An 18020-nucleotide genomic window follows, 5' to 3' on the forward strand; every position below is an offset into this window, starting at 1 on the left:
TCCCATAAGAGCCTGTGCGTCATTGTTGCTTCCCCTACTCCCATCAAACCTCTGACGTTGCAGATGCCAAATCCCGGCCGATCCATGCCAGCTCCTCGTTTGTCAGCTCACGATAGCTGCCCAAGGATAGCTGATCATCCAGCGTTAATGGACCCATCGCCGTTCTTTTCAAATACGTAACCTTTTTGCCAACCGCCTCAAACATGCGCTTCACCTGATGAAACTTTCCTTCATGGATCACAAGTGAAATGTATGAAATGACTTCTTCATCTGCTTCTTGCGCTTTTTCATGACGAAGAATGGTCAATTGGGCCGGAAGAGTGACATAGCCGTCATCCAACTTCACCCCTGCTGCAAATTGACGTATATCCTCTTCCGTGACATGCCCCGACACCGTAGCCTCATACGTTTTGGGAACATGTCGACGTGGTGACAAAAGTTCATGCGCCAGCTTGCCATCGTTCGTTAACAATAGCAGTCCTTCCGTATCCTTATCCAGCCGTCCTACCGGGAAAGGCTCAAAATGCCGTTCCTCCGCACTCAGCAAATCCAGCACCGTCTGCTCTCTTGTATCCTCGGTAGCGGATATAACGCCCGGCGGCTTATGCAATAGGATATAAATGTATTCCCGAAAAACGACCCGTTCCCCGTTCACTTCAATCTGATCGTTGTACGGATGAACCTGCAAGCCGCTATCCTTGGTGGTTCGACCGTTCACGGTAATCATCCCTTGCTTTACCTGTCTCTTGATATCACTGCGCGAACCATATCCCATATGGGTTAAAACCTTGTCCAAACGCTGCGTCTGTCTTCCCTTCCCACTCATACCGATGTCCACCTCCAGCCTGTAGGGTATTCATTTTTGAGCATACCGTCCTGCCATTTGCCCCATCCGGCAGCATATCCGTCAATGCATACGAGAGCGTAGCCTTTGGGCTGTGCTTCGTTCCGCAGCGCCATTCGCTGGGGCGGAATGGATAGCGTTTCACCTTTCAAATAACGGATGGCCTCTGTGTCTGAACTGGAGAGGTTTATGCTCCTGACCGCCTCAGAAGGGCGCAAAGCCACCGCCAGCGGGTGCGAAGGCACAAACCGACCATTCTTGTCTGTTCCCATAAACCAGCCCGGACGGACCACCTTAAGCCCGTCCAGACGATGAGATTCCAGCGGCGACTGATAAATCCGATCTCCGTAGACTACCGTATGGCCTGCAAATGACGCCTCAAGCTGCTCCTGTACAAAATAGCGATAGGACTCCAGTACATCATGTTGTTCACGCCCAGCCCATTTTGCCACATCTTTACCAGAACGAGACTTGTTGTTCCCGAAACCGCGTGCATTCGCTCCTTTACCCGTTTTCCCGTCCATCCCTTTTCCATTTCGTTTGTGCTCTCCGGTTGCAGACCTGCCCTGTCCACCTAGCGTCGACGCTTCCTTGACGGACAGCCGCTGCTTCTTACGAGCACGATCCGCACCTATGCCCGTACCTATGTTCAAAGCCTTTTCGTCCCTGTCAGCAGATTTAAAGGAATCGACCGTTCCACGCTGATTATCCGCTGTAGCTGTACGACTGCCTTGATGCTGCAACACAGCGATAAAATGACCCTCACCCTCTATAAGATGGGGCCAAAGGCGTGCCGTTCCACGCAGTTCCGGATGGCCTACCGCAACCGCTTCACTCACCCATTCCGGGTGACCTGAGGCAAAACCCGTTCCTGAAGGAGCAGGAACAACATCAAAATCAGGATGTGCCTCCAGAAACTCTGCAATCATCCCTTCATTTTCTTCCGGCGCAAAGGTACAGGTCGAATAAACAATTCTTCCCCCGTCACTTAACATAGATGCTGCCACTCGCAAAATATCCCGCTGCATAACTACACATTTGTCCACCGAATGGTTTTCCCATTGCTTCGCCATATCCTCATCCTTGCGAAACATCCCTTCCCCCGAGCAAGGTGCGTCAATTAATATTTTGTCAAAAAAATGAGGGAAGGCATCTGCGATTCGATCCGGGCTTTCATTCAACACCACAGCATTTCGCACACCGTATAATTCCACATTTTTAGCCAACGCCTTGGTTCGATCCGCGCTAATATCATTCGTTACGAGCAGACCGCTTCCTTGCAGCTTGGCCGCAATTTGGGTCGATTTCCCGCCCGGTGCAGCGCACAAGTCCAATACAGCCTCACCCTGAGCAACATTTAGCAATTCTACCGGAGACATGGCACTTGGTTCCTGCACATAATACAGTCCCGCATGATAATAAGGATGCAGCCCCGGCTTTGTGCCGTACGGAACATAAAAACCTGTATCACACCACGGAATTGGCCGCAGTTCAAACGGCGAAATCGCCTTAAACGCCTCCACCGAAATTTGTAACGTATTGACGCGTATCCCGGCATGAGGCGTATGGTCATAAGCAGCCATAAAAGCCTCAAACTCGTCGCCGAGCAGTTGCTCCATGCGCTTCACAAATGCTGTAGGGAGCTGTACACCCATAATTGTAATCATCCTGTCCTGTTAAAATAAAATTTATTGTACCATAATCAACCTGTTAAGCTACAATATCCTTGTGAATTACAAACTTTCACTACAAGCTGTAATGTTGTATAATAATAAGATTCATAGCTACATATTTTGAATTTTGATGGGAGAGATTGCATTGAACGCTCAAAAACCCAACAAAAAAAAGCTCATACCTGTCATTGGCTTTTTTGTTGTGCTCGTCATTTTGCTTGGGGTACTGCTCGCTTTGAATTCAGGCACTAAAAACAAGCTGTATGGCGTTTCCACAGCCTCGTTAAAGCCTGCCACCCAAGAGCTGCTGAATGATCCAAACTACCAGCAGATTATTAAACCGGAGGAGCTGCAAAGCAAAATTGGCAAAAAGGAAAACTTTTTCGTCTATTATTTTGCATCCGACTGTGTTCATTGCCGCGCCACCACTCCCAAGCTAATGCCTTTGAGCAAGCAGGAGAACATCACCATGCACGAATTTAACCTGCGTGAGTATGAGGACGGCTGGGACAAGTACAAAATCGAGTACACCCCTACGCTCATCTATTACGAAAAAGGCGTGGAAAAAGAGCGTATGGTAGGTGGTTTGAAGGAAAGCCCTACCGACAACGGCTATACACTCGACGATTTCAAAGCCTTTTTTGAAAAATATAAAAAGGATGTAACTTCCTAAACGACGTTCACACGGCTTAGGCCTACTGAACGATAAAGCAGCCCGATCCCCTGAAACGGATCGGGCTGCTTGCTTTAATGGGCACGCTTCATACTACATCGTGCCCTTCGTTCCGGGCGAGGCAGAGCAGGAGCTGTCAGCCGCCTGTCTGCGCCTCATAGCAGCGTCAAGCGCCTGCTGACGCTGCTCATGCTTTTCCCCACGCCGCGGGCCTCTCTGCTGCGGGATGTTGGCTGTTATGGACGGCGATGCGTCCTCCACAGCCTGGCGCAGCCCGGGATCGACGATTTCAATCGTCAAATCTCGAAAACCCGGCGGCTGGCGCTGGAGATCTGCCGAGCCAGCTACAACGGCCTCAGCAAGCTGGCGGGCGCAAGCGCGCGCCTCGTCCACCAGCTTCGCCATGTTAATGCCCAGCGCCTGTGGAGACGCATGCTCCAGCTTGTGTACCGCGCTGTCCAGCATCATGTGTCCGCCGCGGAAATTTCCGTTGCGAAAATGATACAGCCCTACAGCAATTTGCAGCAATCCTTTATATATAGGGTCACGGTCCAGCTTTAGCCACAGCTCTTCCAGTACCTCGTGACATTCAAAATAATCCCGATCCCGATTGAAGTATACCAAATAAGCCACGTACAACGGTTCATAGGAAACGTTCAACATCTAATACTCATCCCTGTCGTCTTCCTTGGTAGAGACTGCCAGCAATTCCTTGACTTCATCATGGAGCAGCTTGATCCCTTCCATGTCATGCCGTTCCCACATATCATTGAACCTGCGCTGCGCATCAATCGTTTCGCTGATCTTATGGTAGAAATACAGACGATGCATACCCGTCAGCACCTTGGATACGATATTCGCTTCATCCTCGAACTTCTTCTGCGCTTCCAATATTTCAAGACGCATCGAAGACATCTCATTATCCAGTACAAAGGCCGCCTCGGCTGCCTTTTTCAACCGTGTCCGCATAGTATCCGGCAAGCTTTCCCGATACTTATAACTGAGAGAATGCTCGATGGTTGCCCAAAAATTCATAGCCAAGGTACGGATCTGAATTTCTGCCAGCACAATTTTTAATCCAAGCGCCGTCTGCACTGGATACTCCACAATCATATGAAAGCTGCGGTATCCGCTATCTTTATAATTGGTGATATAGTCCTTTTCATACAGTACGGTCAAATCCTTGCGTCTTCGAATGTACTCGGCCACCCGCCGAATATCCTCAACAAACTGGCACATAATGCGGATTCCTGCAATATCCTCGATTCCCGTCTCCAGCTGATCAGAAGGAACCTGTAATCTCTTCGCTTTATCGAGGATGCTTGATATTTTTTTTACCCGTCCGGTTACGAATTCGATAGGAGCGTATTCCTCGCGCTTTTTCAGCTCCGCACGCATCGTTTTGAACTTGACCTTAAGCTCCTCCACTGCCTGATCGTATGGCAGCAAAAATGTTCCCCAGTCTCTTCCGTCCATCCCCGTACCTCCTGTCTCTTCCGACAACACTTGTTTATCTGTAATCTGCACCAACAGCCTCGGTAATGTGTCTAAAGCCGTCCTTTCGAAGCAGCTCACGCAGGCCGGCATGTATAGCTCGGTTTACTTCCGGTCCTTCGTAGATCAATGCTGTATAAATTTCAATCAGGCTCGCGCCTGCTTTAATTTTGTCATAAGCATCACGACTGGTGAAAATGCCGCCGGATCCGATAATAGGCAGCTTCCCTTCCGTCTGACGATACACCCGTCCTATGACCTCTGTAGAACGTTCACGCAGCGGCTTACCACTCAGCCCTCCTGTTTCACTCGCATTCCGGTGCGTCAGACCAGCCCTCGAAATTGTCGTATTCGTCGCAATAATGCCGTCCACTCCACTGGCAGCAATCGCATCCGTCATGTATTCCAATTCCTCGTCCGATACATCCGGCGCAATTTTGACCAGTACAGACTTGGCTCCGCCATACTTCGTCGCCTGTACTCCCATCTCTGCTCGAACAGCTTCCAGCAACGATTTTAGCTCACTGCCATGCTGGAGCTTTCGTAAATCCGGCGTATTTGGTGAACTAATATTCACTACAAAAAAGTCCGCATACGGATACAACGCGGAAATGCACTTTTCATAATCCTTATGGGCATCCTCATTAGGCGTGTTTTTGTTTTTACCAATATTAACAGCGACCGGAACAGGCCGATGTTTTAGCGCAGCCAGACGCTTAGCCATGCTTTCCGCACCCAGATTGTTAAAGCCCATCCGATTCACTAATGCCTCATCGGGAGGCAACCGGAACAAACGAGGACGGTCATTGCCGGGCTGTCCTACAGGTGTCACCGTGCCTACTTCCATAAAACCAAAACCAATGGTAGAAAAACCGGCAACCGCTTCCGCATTTTTATCCAGTCCCGCAGCCAATCCAATCGGATTGGGAAAATGAATGCCGAACAGATCAACGGCCAGATCTGCCGTCTCCTTGACCCCGTACATTCCTCGCAGCGCTGTCACTCCACCGGGAAGCGAGCCCGCATGCTTTAACCCGTCAATGACTACATGATGGGCTGTCTCTGGACTCATTTTGAAAAAAATAGGTTTCGCAATCCTTCGATACAACATAATTCATCCACTCCGTTCTATACCCTTGGGCACTCCTAAAAAAACATCTCTACAAAATAGTTTAGCTTTTTCCATACCAAAAAGAAAGTAATTTGCGAGGTGCAGCATCAGGAACAATTCAGTTGTCATGGAGATGTCATTGAAAATGTATAATCAAACCATTTACAATGGACATAGTAAGACAGGGCTATAGCCCGTCAGAAAAGAGGGATTGCTGATATGAAGACCAAGCGCAAGCCGCCAAGTCTGCAAAAGAAAAAGGACGAGGTGAACAAGAAAGCGATTGTATGGACCGCCGTCAGTTTTGTTCTCCTCATCATTGTGATTGTTCTGGTCGTTATTTTGGCACAAGCGGGAAATCGTTAAACTACTCGTAGCAATAGCATCAAAGATTAATTTAGCCAGTGATAGGTTTTGCGGGGATTGGTCTGGTCGTGCTGCGGCTCACTTGTAAATCGGGAGCCAGGCACAAGCACTTGATCAGGCAGTCCCCCGGTACCAATGACCACCTCCGTACCTGAAGGTACGAGAGCAAATAACTCCTCCACATCCTGTTTGCCCATGCGAACGCAACCCAGTGACTCATTTTTGCCAATGCTGTCCGGCTCGTTCGTGCCGTGGATGGCATAATTCGCTGCAGACAGCTGCATACCGCGGCTGCCAAACTCACCGTTGGACTTGCCGTTCGGATTTACGACTTTATCCGTAATAACAAACTTCCCTTCCGGAGTTCGATCTCCGCCCAATCCGATAGGATAATTGCGAATAAGCACCTTGCCGCTCACCAATCCAAGCCTGTGCTTCGACTTGTCTACCACAATCCGCAGCGGCTGCCCCAGATAAGGCCGTCCATGCAGCGACGACGCCAACAAAGGACTGCTTTCAGCCGACGAACCAGCTTGTTGACTCGCTGCTCCTTTAGCCCCCTGTCCCTGTGAAGCAAGTAAACTACGCATAGGTGTAAAAGCCTTATTCATTCCGTCTGTCGTACCATACATCATATTATTCGGAAAGCTTCGGGTCAGCTCATCGAGACTTTGAGGAAGACGTTGATGCTGCGTACGAAAAGCACGCATGGAGCTATTCAACACAGCCAGTTCTTCCTGTCCCGCAGCCCATTGCAGACCTGCTTTTCGAAGCTTTTCACTGTCAGACGGCTTACAAGCACACGCGGCCGCGTCGTAAGACTGGACGACTAAGCCTCCATTACCTTTGTTTTGCAAGCTAAGCAGCGGCTGCATACGATCTCTCCAGAGCAGCCAAGAACCGCTTTTCTCCATACCCAGCACTGTGGTCTCGGTCGGCAGACGACTAGCCTTTGCCAACATATCTGCAAGTGTCGTTCCTCCTGAACTGCCTGTGCGCGCTTGGGCCGTAAACACGCCACCAGCACGAGGTCCACCGATCTGAGCCACTTCATTCGGGTCAGAAGTCTGCACTCCTGCCACATGGACATTGTCGGCTGCCACACGCTCTGTTCCTGGCGGAACAGATGCGCTTTCCCTCGAATGTCCCGGCGAATTAGCTGAAGGCACCCATATTAGAAGAAGTACCATCAACGCAGTTAACAAATAACGCGTTCGAGCTGTTCTTCGCGCCTTCTCCTTGGACATCTGAACCAGTTTATCTTGATACTCCATCCATACGTCTGATGGAATCTGTTTATGCTCAAAGGCTTCGAACACTTCCCCCGCGCGATTGAAGCAATAATTTGCTTTGCCCTCCTGACCGCTGCTCTCATACTCTTTGCCTAGCAAATACCAGGCCATTTTATTATCAGGGTGCTTTTTTACATACGATTTAAGATGAGGCGAATGATTCATCGGATCCTCCTGATCGTGTAGTCTTGCTCTATTCTTTACTATGTATATCGGTCAAAACAGGCCACATGGACAGCACATAAAAAAACAGCACCGGCAGCACCTTTCCACCGTTGTGCGGCAAAAAGTGCTGTCGATGCTGTGCGTATCCAAGTAGACTTAACCTTCTTTATTGAAAGGCTCGTCTGCAACTTTAATAGAATCTGTAGGGCAACCATCGCAAGCATCCTGCATATCATCAAACAGGTCATCTGAAATTGCTTTGATACCTTGGTTTCCATCTCCATCAAAGATCACTTCAGCCAAGCCCTCATCGTCATAATCATAAATGTCCGGCGCTGTAGCACCACAAGCTCCACACGCGATGCATGTATCTTTTTCTACCCAAGTGTATTTAGCCATATCTTTTCTCTGCCTCCTATACAATCAAACAAACCAGCTTTTGCATTCTATTCACATATTAATACAAACAAAAAATTTTTACAAATTATTTTCATTGATCCTTTATGCAAAAAATACTTATAGCGTACGCCTCCGCTGCTTTACATAAACTCACCAAAAAGTTTATTCCGGTGTTTGGAGATTGTCTTTTTGCAGCGAAGTTCCGCGCAGTTTGGAATTGCGAAGAAGTACCGAAGGGTCATCTCCCAGCATCCCGGCGGTCAGAACTGCATTTTCGCCAAACTTGTCCCGTAATGCATCCATCGTCTTCAACAAGCTTTCCTTTTTGGGCTGGTCCTTGTATTCAAAAAGATCCATTTGAACGGCAGCTTCTTCCTTTGGGATTAGCTGCCGAAGCGTAATTCCCAGCAAGCGAACAGGCTTGCCCTCTCCCCAATGCCGCCGATACAGCGCACAAGCTTCCTTATAAATGTCCTCTGCACTTTCCGTAGGAATACTCCTTACCTGAGAACGCGTAAAGGTCTTCATCTCCGGCGTCCGAATGGTCAGCTGAATACCTCCTGCCAGCATGCCATGCCGTCGAAGCCGGCGGGCTACCTGATCGCTGATATTGAGAAGCACCCGTTGGGCTTCCTCCAGCTCCACCACATCCATGGGCAAGGTAGTGGTGTGTCCGATCGACTTGTTCGGCTCCCGCTCGGTATTGACCGGAGAATGATTAATCCCGTTAGCAGCCAGCTTTAACCACGAGCCAGTCACGCCAAATACGCTAATTAGCATATGCTCGTCCGCCTTGGCCAATTGGCCAATGGTGCGAATGTTCATTTGCCGAAGCTTGTCGGCCGTTTTCCGTCCCACACCAAACAATTGACCACAGGGAAGATTCCACAACATCTTTGGCACATCACGCAAGCGCAAAACAGATATTCCGCGCGGTTTTTTCAGGTCGGAGGCCATTTTGGCCAGCAACTTGTTGGGCGCCACTCCGATGGAGCAGGGCAGTCCCAACTCATCCGCTACTCTGCGCTGAATTTCCTCCGCGATCTCCATAGGCGTTCCAAACTGCTGGGAACCTGTAATGTCCAGATAACATTCATCAATTGATGTTGCCTCCAACATAGGCGTATACGAATAAGCAATGCTCATAAAAGCTTTAGAATAACGACGGTACAGGTGAAAATCAGGCTGAATCACGATGAGCTGCGGACAAATCCGCCGGGCTTGCCGGACGACCATCCCTGTTGAGATGCCTAATCGCCGGGCTTCATAGGAGCAGGTCACGATTACACCTCTGCGCAACTCACTGCTGCCCGCGACGGCGGTAGGTAATCCCTTATATTTCTCCGGTTCCTCAGCTGCATGAACAGAACAATAAAATGCGTTCATATCGACATGCAGTATAACCCGCCCACCAACCGGATAATAAGCACTGACATCTCTCACGCTCAACCCTTCTTTTAACTATAAATTATAAAATGATTCTACGCCCTATTTTACATGAAAATAAAGGTTTTGCGGTCAAAAATGATATTTATATATTACATTTGAAGTCATTAGTTGATATAATCAAGAATCATATGAAACAAGGCAAGCTGGCACTTTTCTATTTCCACGCATTAAATGATTAAATAATCTGTTTGAAAAAGCAAAGCACTACCAATCTGTGCAATCCGCGAAGGAGGAGTCCTCATGTCCACCGCTATTTCTATCTTCGATACAACACTACGCGACGGAACTCAAGGAGAAGGAATTAGTTTGTCTGCTGACGACAAATTGAAAATCGCCAAAAAACTCGATGATCTCGGTGTTCATTATATTGAAGGCGGAATTCCCGGGAGCAACAGCAAGGATATTGAATTTTTCAAACGGGTGCAAGAGCTGGGACTTCAGGCAAAGATTGTCGCCTTCGGCAGCACGCGCCGTAAAGATAGCATAGCGGCACAGGATGCCAACCTGCAACGGATTCTGGAATCCGGCGCTCAAGCGGCTACTCTCGTCGGAAAATCTTGGGATTTTCATATACACACAGCCTTACAGACGACGCTAGAAGAAAATCTGTCCATGATTTACGACTCCATCGCCTTTTTAAAGCAAGGGGGCATGGAGGTTATTTTTGATGCCGAGCATTTTTTTGACGGATATAAAAACAACCCCGAATACGCACTCGCCGTCATGAAAAAAGCAGAAGAAGCAGGCGCGGATTGGCTCGTCATGTGCGATACTAACGGCGGTACCATGCCGCATAAAATACAGGAAATTGTCAACATACTGCAAAGCCAGCTGACAAGTTCACGGTTGGGCATTCACACACACAATGACTGTGAATTGGCTGTTGCCAATACACTGAGTGCAGTACAAGCAGGCGCGAGACAAATTCAAGGTACGATTAACGGATACGGCGAGCGTTGTGGTAACGCTAATTTATGCTCCGTCATTCCAAATTTGCAGCTCAAGCTCGGCTACGATTGTTTAGACTCCAACAAGCTAAAGCAGCTTCACAACACGGCCCGCTTTGTCAGCGAAATCGCCAACGTGAATATGCCTGTGAACCAACCTTATATCGGCAATGCTGCCTTTGCCCACAAGGGCGGTATCCACGTGTCAGCTATTCTGCGTGACTCGAGAACCTATGAGCACATCGCTCCCGAACTGGTAGGCAACAAGCAACGGGTGCTGGTCTCTGAGCTAGCCGGACAAAGCAATGTTGTGTCCAAGGCGCAGGAACTGGGCATAACCCTTGATCCATCCAGCAATGAGGCACGTGGCGTTATCAACCGAATCAAGGACCTCGAGCATCAAGGCTACCAGTTTGAAGGAGCCGATGCTTCACTGGAGCTGCTCATTCGTGAAGCGAGCGGTGAAGTGAAGGAAATGTTCTCATTTGAGTCCTTCAAGGTGCTGGTGGAGAAAACAGCAGGCCGTCCAGTTATATCCGAAGCGTTTTTGAAGCTGAATGTTGCAGGCACAAGCGTTTACACTGCCGCCGAAGGCAACGGTCCGGTCAACGCGCTCGATAACGCACTGCGTAAAGCACTTTCTCAATATTTCCCTGCACTGCGGGATATGCATCTGGCTGACTACAAAGTACGTGTACTTGACGAAAAAGATGCCACCGCCGCCAAGGTACGTGTGCTCATTGAATCCAAAAATTACGAAGACGTCTGGAGTAACGTGGGCGTATCCGAAAATGTAATTGAAGCTAGCTGGGAAGCACTGGTGGACAGTTTCCGTTATGCGTTGCTGGAAGCTCCGTCTCCGAACAATCAGCAGACTGGGCTATCGCCCCAAGGACTGGTAAATCACTGATTTGATAAGTGTTTATATTGTTAATAAGCGGTGTCTTTGCGGTCTATTCAGACTTCAAAGGCACCGTCTTTTTTTGCAGCAACTCTATTTTCCGTTCCAGCTCCCCTTCGCTGAGCATGCCGATTATGATTTCACGTACCTGCCCATGACGGTCAACCATGACATGAGTTGGAAAAGCCGCACCCCCAAACCGTTCAAACAGCGCCCCTTGCTCATCAAGCAAAACTGGAAATTGGAGCTTTAGCGAGCGGGAAAACTTTTGCACATCCTCCAACCGATCATAGCGTGTTACATTAATACCATATACGCCCACATCGTGCTTGTACTTGCTATATAGCTCATTCAGTACAGGTGCCTCCAAACGGCACGGATCGCACCATGAGGCCCAGAAGCTAATTACCAACGCTTTGTCGCGCTTGACTCCCATATTATAGGATTTGCCGTCCAAACCTTTTAAAATCATAGAAGGAAGCGGTTGACCAAGCTGTATCTTTTGCACCACTTCTATAGTATCTAACCCTTTATCTATTTCTTTGCCAGTTTCAAGTCTTCCCTCACCCTCATATTTCTCCTGAATTTGCACATTTTTAGCCGGTGCGCTTGCCGCATAAGTCATGTTTGTTACTCCTCCCGATGAAGCTACTCCTACAACCAGCATAACCATCAGAAATTTGATCAAAACATTTTTTTTCACAGTCCAATCACCTGGCCTTTCATCTGGATACCTCTCACTTTCTTCATATGGTGTCCATTCTGCTCCCACCTCTAACCCTTCCAATCAGTACAGGTGCACAAAAAAACAGCAAACCCACGAATGATCGCAGACTTACTGTAATGTTGTCCTATATTGAAGCTTGTACCTTGTACTGAATCAGGCATGGCTTAAATGAGCATACACATCTGCCAAATTGATCACATTACGTTTCAACATTTCCTGAACGTACGCCACCCATAGCTTTGCCGTCATTTTCGCATCCTCTAACGCATGATGCCGCCCCTGAATCGGTATGCCCTGATAGGTCAGCAACTCATTCAAACTATACGTTTGGTGCTGCTGCGGCTCCAGCCATTTGGCAAGCATCATCGTATCCAGAACACGATGGGTTAGTTGCACTTTAGATGTTTTCCATAATGCAGCATTCAGAAAAGCCTTGTCATGAGCGCTGGCATGCGCTACAAGCACCCGCCCTCCTACAAAGGACATAAAGTCATGCAGACCATCCATAAGCGGTAAAGCCTCATCCGTCATTTCCCGGGTAATCCCGGTAAGCTCCGTAATGTGCTCAGGAATTGTCGTACGTGGATTGACAAGGGTGTAGAACTGCTCTTTTTCCATAATCGTATCCCCGACAGCCCGAATCGCACCGAACGATAAAATCTCATCTCCGTGCTGCGCTGAAAATCCCGTGGTCTCCAAATCAAAAATAACCGTCTCCAAACGCTGCAACGGGGTCCGCAATACTTCAGAGCGCCGTTGCTCCCGGGTCAAGGAACGGATAAAGGCCATCTGCTGAGCCGTAGGAGCTCCCATCACAGAGGCGATGGCAGACGGCACCCCTCCTCTGCGAAGAGCGCTCCAAAAGCCGCCTCCCTGCGCCGGTTCCTTCATGACCTTCTCCCTTCCGTAAACCGCAACTGTCTTTGCAGCGCACGATGTAACCTCCGCACCGTTGAAAGCGCCTCGCGCAGTTCATGCCAGCCCTTACCTTGCTTCAACAGTTTGACAGCAAGGTAACCCTTGCTAACCAAAAGTCCGTCCTTCTCCTGCACCGGAGTAGCCATTCGAAGCTGAAGCGCGATCCGAAAGGCCCGCTCGCAAGCATCCAGCAAAGGAGACGGTGCCGCTTCCAGCAGCCCGAGCCGCCTGAGCCTTTTCAACGTAGAAGTCTCCTCCACCCCGTGCTGCAAAGCCCAAAACCGTACTGCATTTACCAACGGGATGTACAAACCGTATTTCACATCAAAATCACCCGCGTGCTCCCCGAAGCGCTCGGTAACGATCTGACCCAAAATATTAAGTGTCGCTTTATGCCTTACCGTGTTTCTTAGTACCACGGAGGGCAAATCGGGATGCTTACGCAGCAACGCATAAAAGCTTCGTTTCCATTCTGCTGACAATTGCTCGTCTCCAGCGATGTGTCTCATATCAGACGAGATAATCAGATAACGGATCGGCTCCCAGGCAAAATCATCTGACCATTTTGCCAGCTGCTCCTGCCATTCAGACAATGTTTGTCGCCATAGCGGCTCTGAACACATCACTTTCCCTTCACATTTCGGATATCCTAAATATTCCAGCATTGCAGACACTCTCCGGCCGAACTCCATAAAATATGTTTCTTTTCCGACAGATGCAGCGTCACCGATAATCATACCGTTATCCTGGTCACTCCACAGCGTCGACTCCGAGCGTCCCATGCTGCCGAAGGCTATAAATGCGTAAGGGACGGGAGGAGGGCCGAAACCATCCTCAACCATCCCTTTTTCGCATATTTGCACAGCTCTGGCTGCAATGCGGTCATGCATATCATTCGCCGTTTGTAACCAGTCTGATAACGGTGCGGAGGCTTGGCAAGCCAGCAGCCATTTTTGAGAATCGACCCTGGCCTGCCTTAGCGATTCAGACGTATCTGCATGATCAATCGCTTCGGCGGAACTCACCCAAGGTGCCGTATTTTGCAGTTCCATACTTCCATCTCCTCCGCTCATCCATACTGGTTCTTTATATTTTACATATTAGCTTACAGTCCCAGAACGTTTCTCAGCCTCGGCAACCAGCTTCATTTGCTCAGGATAGCCGTACGTACCATGCTCGCTGATATCCAGTCCCATCGTTTCTTCCTCTTCTGTAACACGAATACCCATAATGACTTTCATCGAACCCAAAATCATGAAGGAAATGACGAACACGAAAACCAAAGTGCCTATCAGGCCTAGCAGCTGCACTCCCAATTGCGTAAATCCCCCACCATAGAACAGCCCCGCTTGACCGACACCTGTTATTTTCACCAGCTCAGGAGTAGCGAACAATCCTGTGGATACTGCACCCCATATCCCCGCAACACCATGCACGGAGAAAGCATATACCGGATCATCTACTCTTGCACGCTCAAACCATTGTGCTGTGAAGAAGGTAACAATTCCTGCCACTGCACCGATGACTAGAGCCGCCCAAGGTTCTACAAAGGCACAAGAACCAGTAATGGCAACCAAAGCCGCCAGCACACCGTTCAGCATAGCCGGAATATCTGCTTTTCCATATACCATCCACGATACGAGTAAAGCGAAAACCCCGCCTGCGGCTGCCGCAATATTCGTAGTCAGTGCCACATATCCGAAGAATCCGTCGTTCATAGCCGATACAGCACTACCCGGGTTAAATCCAAACCAGCCAAACCAGAGAATAATAACCCCCAGAATGGAGTATACCTGATTATGTCCAGGGATAATGTTCGGCTTGCCGTCCTTGTTGAACTTGCCCAGTCTCGGTTTCAGCAGCAATGTAGCGACGAGAGCCGCCGTAGCTCCTGTCAGATGGACTACCGTCGAGCCGGCATAATCCTGCATGCCCAGCTTGCCAAGCCAGCCGCCACCCCATACCCAGTGAGCTACAACCGGATAGATGATGATTGAGAACAAAATACCGAAAATGATGTATACACTTAATTTTGCACGCTCTGCCATTCCCCCGCATGCGATAGAAAGAGATACCGCAGCAAAAGCAAAGTGGAACAAAAACATGATTGTAATCGGAACATCCAGACCTGAAAGGGAATCATACGATACAGCAGCATCCGTGCCACTCATGAAGAAACCCGTCAGTCCCATAAATCCGTTACCGCCATCATTACCGAAGCCCAGCCCGAATCCAAGAGCCCAGAAGGATAATGCAGCAACGCCCGTGGTGAGAATCGTTTTACCTGCAACATGCCCCGCATTCTTCATTCGTGTGGAGCCAGCCTCCAGCAATGCAAATCCCGCCTGCATGAAAAACACAAGAATAAATGCCAAGAAGGTAAACGCCGTGTTTAATCCCGCTTGAAGCTGAATATTTGTCGGACCGTCAGCAGCGAACGCACCTACCGGAAAAGCCAGAACCGTCAGCATGGCCAGTAATGCAACAAACCACTTTTTTCTCATGAAGCCCACCCCTTCTAATGTTAAGTTAAGTTTATTTACATTACGTGAAATTCTTATTGTCATTATAATAATAATTTATGAAACTTGACAATATTTTTTTTATTAGTTTGAAAAAGATACGATATTGAACTTCTTATGTCATGTTTACTAACTATAAATGTAGCTTGTTTCATGCCATAAAAAGCATGACGTTTGACTGTACGGTTGGGAATCATGTAAAATATTTTTATAAGCACTCTGTTTGCAGATGTTTAATTTGGAAGGCTGAATGAAGAGCGCGAGGTGAGGACAGATGGGGATATGAAGCTATATCGAATTGGCGAGCTAGCCAAGACGGCTGGTGTCAGCGAACGGACCATTGATTATTATACGAAGCTCGGTTTGATCGCACCTGAAGAACGGTCTTTAAAAAATTATCGGCTATATAATGATGAAACCTTGAAAAGGCTTGAACGTATTAACCAAATGAAACAAGAGAAGTATAGCCTCGAGGAAATCAAACAAACATTAATGAAGTGGAATTCAGTTTCAGGCGAAGAGCACGTCACCGACAAGCTGACAAGTCTGGAGATGCACATGCAGCGCCTGGAGCGCGAAGTCAATGAGCTACAGCCTCTTCTGGGGCAGCTCAAGCCCGTTCAAGCGCGTAAGCTGCTTACGGGTCTACTACCGCAAAGCGCCGCTTGTATCGAAGCTCTGAAGTATTTGCTGGAGCATAGCTCTATGATGTAAATTCCTTGGCTGTATTGATGAAATAATATTGGAGGGTTGCTTTATGATGGGGATGTATATATTGATTATTCTTGCGTTCTGCTTATCCTTATGGGCGCAATTTCGTGTGAAAGGTACTTTTAACAAATGGTCTGATGTTCCCAATGAAAACGGCATGACAGGCTACGATGCCGCCCGGCACATGCTGGATCGCAACGGTTTGCACGATGTGCCCATTGAACCTGTACCCGGCGCGTTATCTGACCACTATGATCCGATGCAACGCGTAGTACGCTTGTCCGAGCCTGTATATTATGAAAAATCTATTTCCGCAGTTGCTGTGGCTTGTCACGAGGTCGGTCATGCGATCCAGCATCAAGAGCATTATCCTATGTTAGCGCTGCGTCACCGGATTTTCCCGATTGTCAACTTCGCATCCGGTATTGCACCGTTTCTGTTGATTGCCGGATTCCTGTTCAGCTACACAAACCTGATTGGCTTGGGTATTATCTTTTTCTCGGCTACTGTTGCTTTTCAATTAATTACATTGCCGGTCGAATTTAATGCTTCCAACCGCGCCCGTGAAATTATGGTGTCCGAAGGATTTATCCGGAGCGATGAAGAACGAGGTGTAGCTAAAGTATTGAATGCCGCTGCATTAACATATGTGGCCGCCGCTCTCGTTTCCTTGCTGGAGCTGATTCGCCTGATCGGTATCTTCAACAGCCGTGACTAATCGCTTTTGTAGCCAAAAAGGTTGTTCCTCCGCCATGATGACGGTAGAGGAACAACCCTTTTTTATGTCCTATCCAATTCCCTATTCTCCACTACCCTTTAATCCGCTTTAACACTTCCATCCGTCACAGTACCGCTACCTTGAAGACCAAAATATTCCAGCAAAAAAGCGCGGAACGATTTGGCAACTAACGGGAGCTTGTCATCTCTACGGTGAATCAATCCAATGGTTCGCGTCACCTCGGGATCAACAATGGACACTCTCGCGGGCTGGAGCGGATTAGTCTGGAACAACGCCATCTCCGGCAAAAGGCTGACCCCCATGCCTGCGGCAACTAATCCGCGGATCGTATCCGTCTCCTCACCTTCAAAAGCAATGTCCGGCGTAAATCCGGCCTCCAGACAAGCCTGCCAGACAATCGGACGCAAGGAGTAACCATCTCTGAACAAGATGAACTTTTCTCCTTTAAGCTGATCCAGCGTGATGCGCCCGGCTGAAGCCAAAGGATGATTTGGGGGCAGGACCGCAAACAGTTCCTCAGTCAGCACCACATCTCCCTCAACATGATCATGATGATCCGGAAAAGGGGATACAAAAGCCAAATCCACCTCGCCCGCCAACACATCACGGATCAAACTAGGATACATCCCCTGTTTAAATTTGAATTTAACATTCGGATACCGTTTACGAAATTCAGCCACAACCGTAGGAATAAGATGAATACCCAAACTGTGCGGGAAGCCGATACGAATTTCTCCACCCTCGGGGTCTAAAAACTCATGGGCCTCCAGAACAGCTCGCTCCAAATCCTTTATAATCGTTTCAACCCGTTTACAAAATAACTGCCCCACCGGTGTAAGCTGCAAGTTACGGCCCTTTTGCATAAAAAGGTTAACCCCCAGCTCCTCTTCAAGCTGATGAATTTGACGACTGACCGCAGACTGCGCCACATGCAGCTCCTCGGCTGCCTGAGTGACATGTTCCTTTTGCGCTACCTTCATAAAGTATTGCAACTGTCGTAATTCCACTCCGCTATTCGCTCCAATCTGTTTTCAACATCCGGGAGAAGAGGTGTAGACGATCCCCTTCCTCTTTCTTACACTGCCGAAT

18 protein-coding genes are annotated in these 18020 nt (G+C 48.6%); 5 read left to right on the forward strand and 13 right to left on the reverse strand.

All coding sequences use genetic code 11. The features are described 5' to 3' along the window. Nucleotides 1-43: 43 nt before the first annotated feature. On the reverse strand, nucleotides 44-826 hold the full coding sequence (locus ACWGOO_RS01620; RefSeq protein ID WP_452480925.1) for a pseudouridine synthase: 783 nt from the start codon (nucleotides 824-826) through the stop codon (nucleotides 44-46). Next, nucleotides 823-2499, reverse strand: a complete 1677-nt coding sequence (locus tag ACWGOO_RS01625; RefSeq protein WP_452480927.1) for an RsmB/NOP family class I SAM-dependent RNA methyltransferase — start codon at nucleotides 2497-2499, stop codon at nucleotides 823-825. Before ACWGOO_RS01625 ends, ACWGOO_RS01620 begins: the two co-directional genes overlap by 4 nt. A gap of 163 nt (nucleotides 2500-2662) precedes the next feature. Here ACWGOO_RS01625 and ACWGOO_RS01630 point away from each other — a divergent pair, with 163 nt between their 5' ends. Further along, nucleotides 2663-3190, forward strand: a complete 528-nt coding sequence (locus ACWGOO_RS01630) for a thioredoxin family protein (RefSeq protein WP_452480929.1) — start codon at nucleotides 2663-2665, stop codon at nucleotides 3188-3190. A 93-nt stretch (nucleotides 3191-3283) separates the two neighbouring features. Here the strand turns inward: ACWGOO_RS01630 and ACWGOO_RS01635 are convergent, their stop codons facing one another. From ACWGOO_RS01635 to ACWGOO_RS01645, 3 genes are read right to left on the reverse strand one after another with little or no spacing between them, the layout of a single operon-like run. Next, complete coding sequence (locus ACWGOO_RS01635) at nucleotides 3284-3853, reverse strand: DUF309 domain-containing protein (RefSeq protein ID WP_452480931.1); 570 nt, start codon at nucleotides 3851-3853, stop codon at nucleotides 3284-3286. Further along, nucleotides 3854-4666 (reverse strand): GTP pyrophosphokinase, encoded by an 813-nt coding sequence (locus tag ACWGOO_RS01640; protein ID WP_452481587.1) that lies wholly within the window; start codon nucleotides 4664-4666, stop codon nucleotides 3854-3856. Nucleotides 4667-4700: 34 nt separating this feature from the next. After that, nucleotides 4701-5795, reverse strand: a complete 1095-nt coding sequence (locus ACWGOO_RS01645) for a quinone-dependent dihydroorotate dehydrogenase (RefSeq protein ID WP_452480933.1) — start codon at nucleotides 5793-5795, stop codon at nucleotides 4701-4703. Nucleotides 5796-6014: 219 nt separating this feature from the next. Between ACWGOO_RS01645 and ACWGOO_RS01650 the strand changes: the two genes are divergently transcribed. Beyond that, entirely contained in the window at nucleotides 6015-6161 is a 147-nt protein-coding gene (locus ACWGOO_RS01650) for a hypothetical protein (RefSeq protein WP_283655486.1), read from the forward strand. Nucleotides 6162-6187: 26 nt separating this feature from the next. On the opposite strand, the gene ACWGOO_RS01655 is transcribed toward ACWGOO_RS01650, so the two are convergent. From ACWGOO_RS01655 to ACWGOO_RS01665, 3 genes are all read right to left on the reverse strand, one after another. Then, nucleotides 6188-7618 (reverse strand): L,D-transpeptidase, encoded by a 1431-nt coding sequence (locus tag ACWGOO_RS01655; protein WP_452480935.1) that lies wholly within the window; start codon nucleotides 7616-7618, stop codon nucleotides 6188-6190. Nucleotides 7619-7774: 156 nt separating this feature from the next. Then, complete coding sequence (locus ACWGOO_RS01660; protein WP_014280869.1) at nucleotides 7775-8017, reverse strand: ferredoxin; 243 nt, start codon at nucleotides 8015-8017, stop codon at nucleotides 7775-7777. Between the two features lie 162 nt (nucleotides 8018-8179). Then, a complete protein-coding gene (locus tag ACWGOO_RS01665; RefSeq protein WP_452480938.1) occupies nucleotides 8180-9460 on the reverse strand; it encodes a DNA polymerase IV in 1281 nt (426 codons plus the stop codon). 246 nt (nucleotides 9461-9706) lie between these two features. Between ACWGOO_RS01665 and cimA the strand changes: the two genes are divergently transcribed. Next, nucleotides 9707-11323, forward strand: coding sequence for a citramalate synthase (gene cimA, locus ACWGOO_RS01670; protein ID WP_452480940.1), 1617 nt, complete (start codon nucleotides 9707-9709; stop codon nucleotides 11321-11323). A 43-nt stretch (nucleotides 11324-11366) separates the two neighbouring features. On the opposite strand, the gene ACWGOO_RS01675 is transcribed toward cimA, so the two are convergent. From ACWGOO_RS01675 to ACWGOO_RS01690, 4 genes are all read right to left on the reverse strand, one after another. Next, complete coding sequence (locus ACWGOO_RS01675) at nucleotides 11367-12017, reverse strand: TlpA family protein disulfide reductase (protein WP_452480942.1); 651 nt, start codon at nucleotides 12015-12017, stop codon at nucleotides 11367-11369. 177 nt (nucleotides 12018-12194) lie between these two features. Further along, the gene (locus tag ACWGOO_RS01680; RefSeq protein ID WP_452480944.1) at nucleotides 12195-12932 is read right to left on the reverse strand and encodes an exonuclease domain-containing protein; all 738 of its coding nucleotides are present in this window, start codon (nucleotides 12930-12932) and stop codon (nucleotides 12195-12197) included. After that, complete coding sequence (locus tag ACWGOO_RS01685; protein WP_452480946.1) at nucleotides 12929-14011, reverse strand: DUF294 nucleotidyltransferase-like domain-containing protein; 1083 nt, start codon at nucleotides 14009-14011, stop codon at nucleotides 12929-12931. The genes ACWGOO_RS01680 and ACWGOO_RS01685 overlap by 4 nt, the downstream gene beginning before the upstream one ends. A 48-nt stretch (nucleotides 14012-14059) precedes the next feature. After that, entirely contained in the window at nucleotides 14060-15463 is a 1404-nt protein-coding gene (locus ACWGOO_RS01690; RefSeq protein ID WP_452480948.1) for an ammonium transporter, read from the reverse strand. Nucleotides 15464-15763: 300 nt separating this feature from the next. Here ACWGOO_RS01690 and ACWGOO_RS01695 point away from each other — a divergent pair, with 300 nt between their 5' ends. Both ACWGOO_RS01695 and ACWGOO_RS01700 read left to right on the forward strand, forming a co-directional pair. Further along, complete coding sequence (locus ACWGOO_RS01695) at nucleotides 15764-16195, forward strand: MerR family transcriptional regulator (RefSeq protein WP_452480950.1); 432 nt, start codon at nucleotides 15764-15766, stop codon at nucleotides 16193-16195. A gap of 43 nt (nucleotides 16196-16238) precedes the next feature. Further along, complete coding sequence (locus tag ACWGOO_RS01700; RefSeq protein ID WP_452480952.1) at nucleotides 16239-16910, forward strand: zinc metallopeptidase; 672 nt, start codon at nucleotides 16239-16241, stop codon at nucleotides 16908-16910. 98 nt (nucleotides 16911-17008) lie between these two features. On the opposite strand, the gene ACWGOO_RS01705 is transcribed toward ACWGOO_RS01700, so the two are convergent. Continuing rightward, nucleotides 17009-17938, reverse strand: a complete 930-nt coding sequence (locus ACWGOO_RS01705; RefSeq protein ID WP_452480954.1) for a LysR family transcriptional regulator — start codon at nucleotides 17936-17938, stop codon at nucleotides 17009-17011. Nucleotides 17939-18020: the final 82 nt, after the last annotated feature.

It is taken from the genome of Paenibacillus sp. NPDC055715, from assembly GCF_053617595.1.

What these genes read in the sequence shown, in the direction of transcription:
- ACWGOO_RS01620 (WP_452480925.1), bottom strand. Translation starts at nt 826, where the DNA reads ATGAGTGGGAAGGGAAGACAGACGCAGCGTTTGGACAAGGTTTTAACC.
- ACWGOO_RS01625 (WP_452480927.1), bottom strand. Translation starts at nt 2,499, where the DNA reads ATGGGTGTACAGCTCCCTACAGCATTTGTGAAGCGCATGGAGCAACTG.
- ACWGOO_RS01635 (WP_452480931.1), bottom strand. Translation starts at nt 3,853, where the DNA reads ATGTTGAACGTTTCCTATGAACCGTTGTACGTGGCTTATTTGGTATAC.
- ACWGOO_RS01640 (WP_452481587.1), bottom strand. Translation starts at nt 4,666, where the DNA reads ATGGACGGAAGAGACTGGGGAACATTTTTGCTGCCATACGATCAGGCA.
- ACWGOO_RS01645 (WP_452480933.1), bottom strand. Translation starts at nt 5,795, where the DNA reads ATGTTGTATCGAAGGATTGCGAAACCTATTTTTTTCAAAATGAGTCCA.
- ACWGOO_RS01650 (WP_283655486.1), top strand. Translation starts at nt 6,015, where the DNA reads ATGAAGACCAAGCGCAAGCCGCCAAGTCTGCAAAAGAAAAAGGACGAG.
- ACWGOO_RS01655 (WP_452480935.1), bottom strand. Translation starts at nt 7,618, where the DNA reads ATGAATCATTCGCCTCATCTTAAATCGTATGTAAAAAAGCACCCTGAT.
- ACWGOO_RS01660 (WP_014280869.1), bottom strand. Translation starts at nt 8,017, where the DNA reads ATGGCTAAATACACTTGGGTAGAAAAAGATACATGCATCGCGTGTGGA.
- cimA (WP_452480940.1), top strand. Translation starts at nt 9,707, where the DNA reads ATGTCCACCGCTATTTCTATCTTCGATACAACACTACGCGACGGAACT.
- ACWGOO_RS01680 (WP_452480944.1), bottom strand. Translation starts at nt 12,932, where the DNA reads ATGAAGGAACCGGCGCAGGGAGGCGGCTTTTGGAGCGCTCTTCGCAGA.
- ACWGOO_RS01685 (WP_452480946.1), bottom strand. Translation starts at nt 14,011, where the DNA reads ATGGAACTGCAAAATACGGCACCTTGGGTGAGTTCCGCCGAAGCGATT.
- ACWGOO_RS01690 (WP_452480948.1), bottom strand. Translation starts at nt 15,463, where the DNA reads ATGAGAAAAAAGTGGTTTGTTGCATTACTGGCCATGCTGACGGTTCTG.
- ACWGOO_RS01695 (WP_452480950.1), top strand. Translation starts at nt 15,764, where the DNA reads ATGAAGCTATATCGAATTGGCGAGCTAGCCAAGACGGCTGGTGTCAGC.
- ACWGOO_RS01700 (WP_452480952.1), top strand. Translation starts at nt 16,239, where the DNA reads ATGATGGGGATGTATATATTGATTATTCTTGCGTTCTGCTTATCCTTA.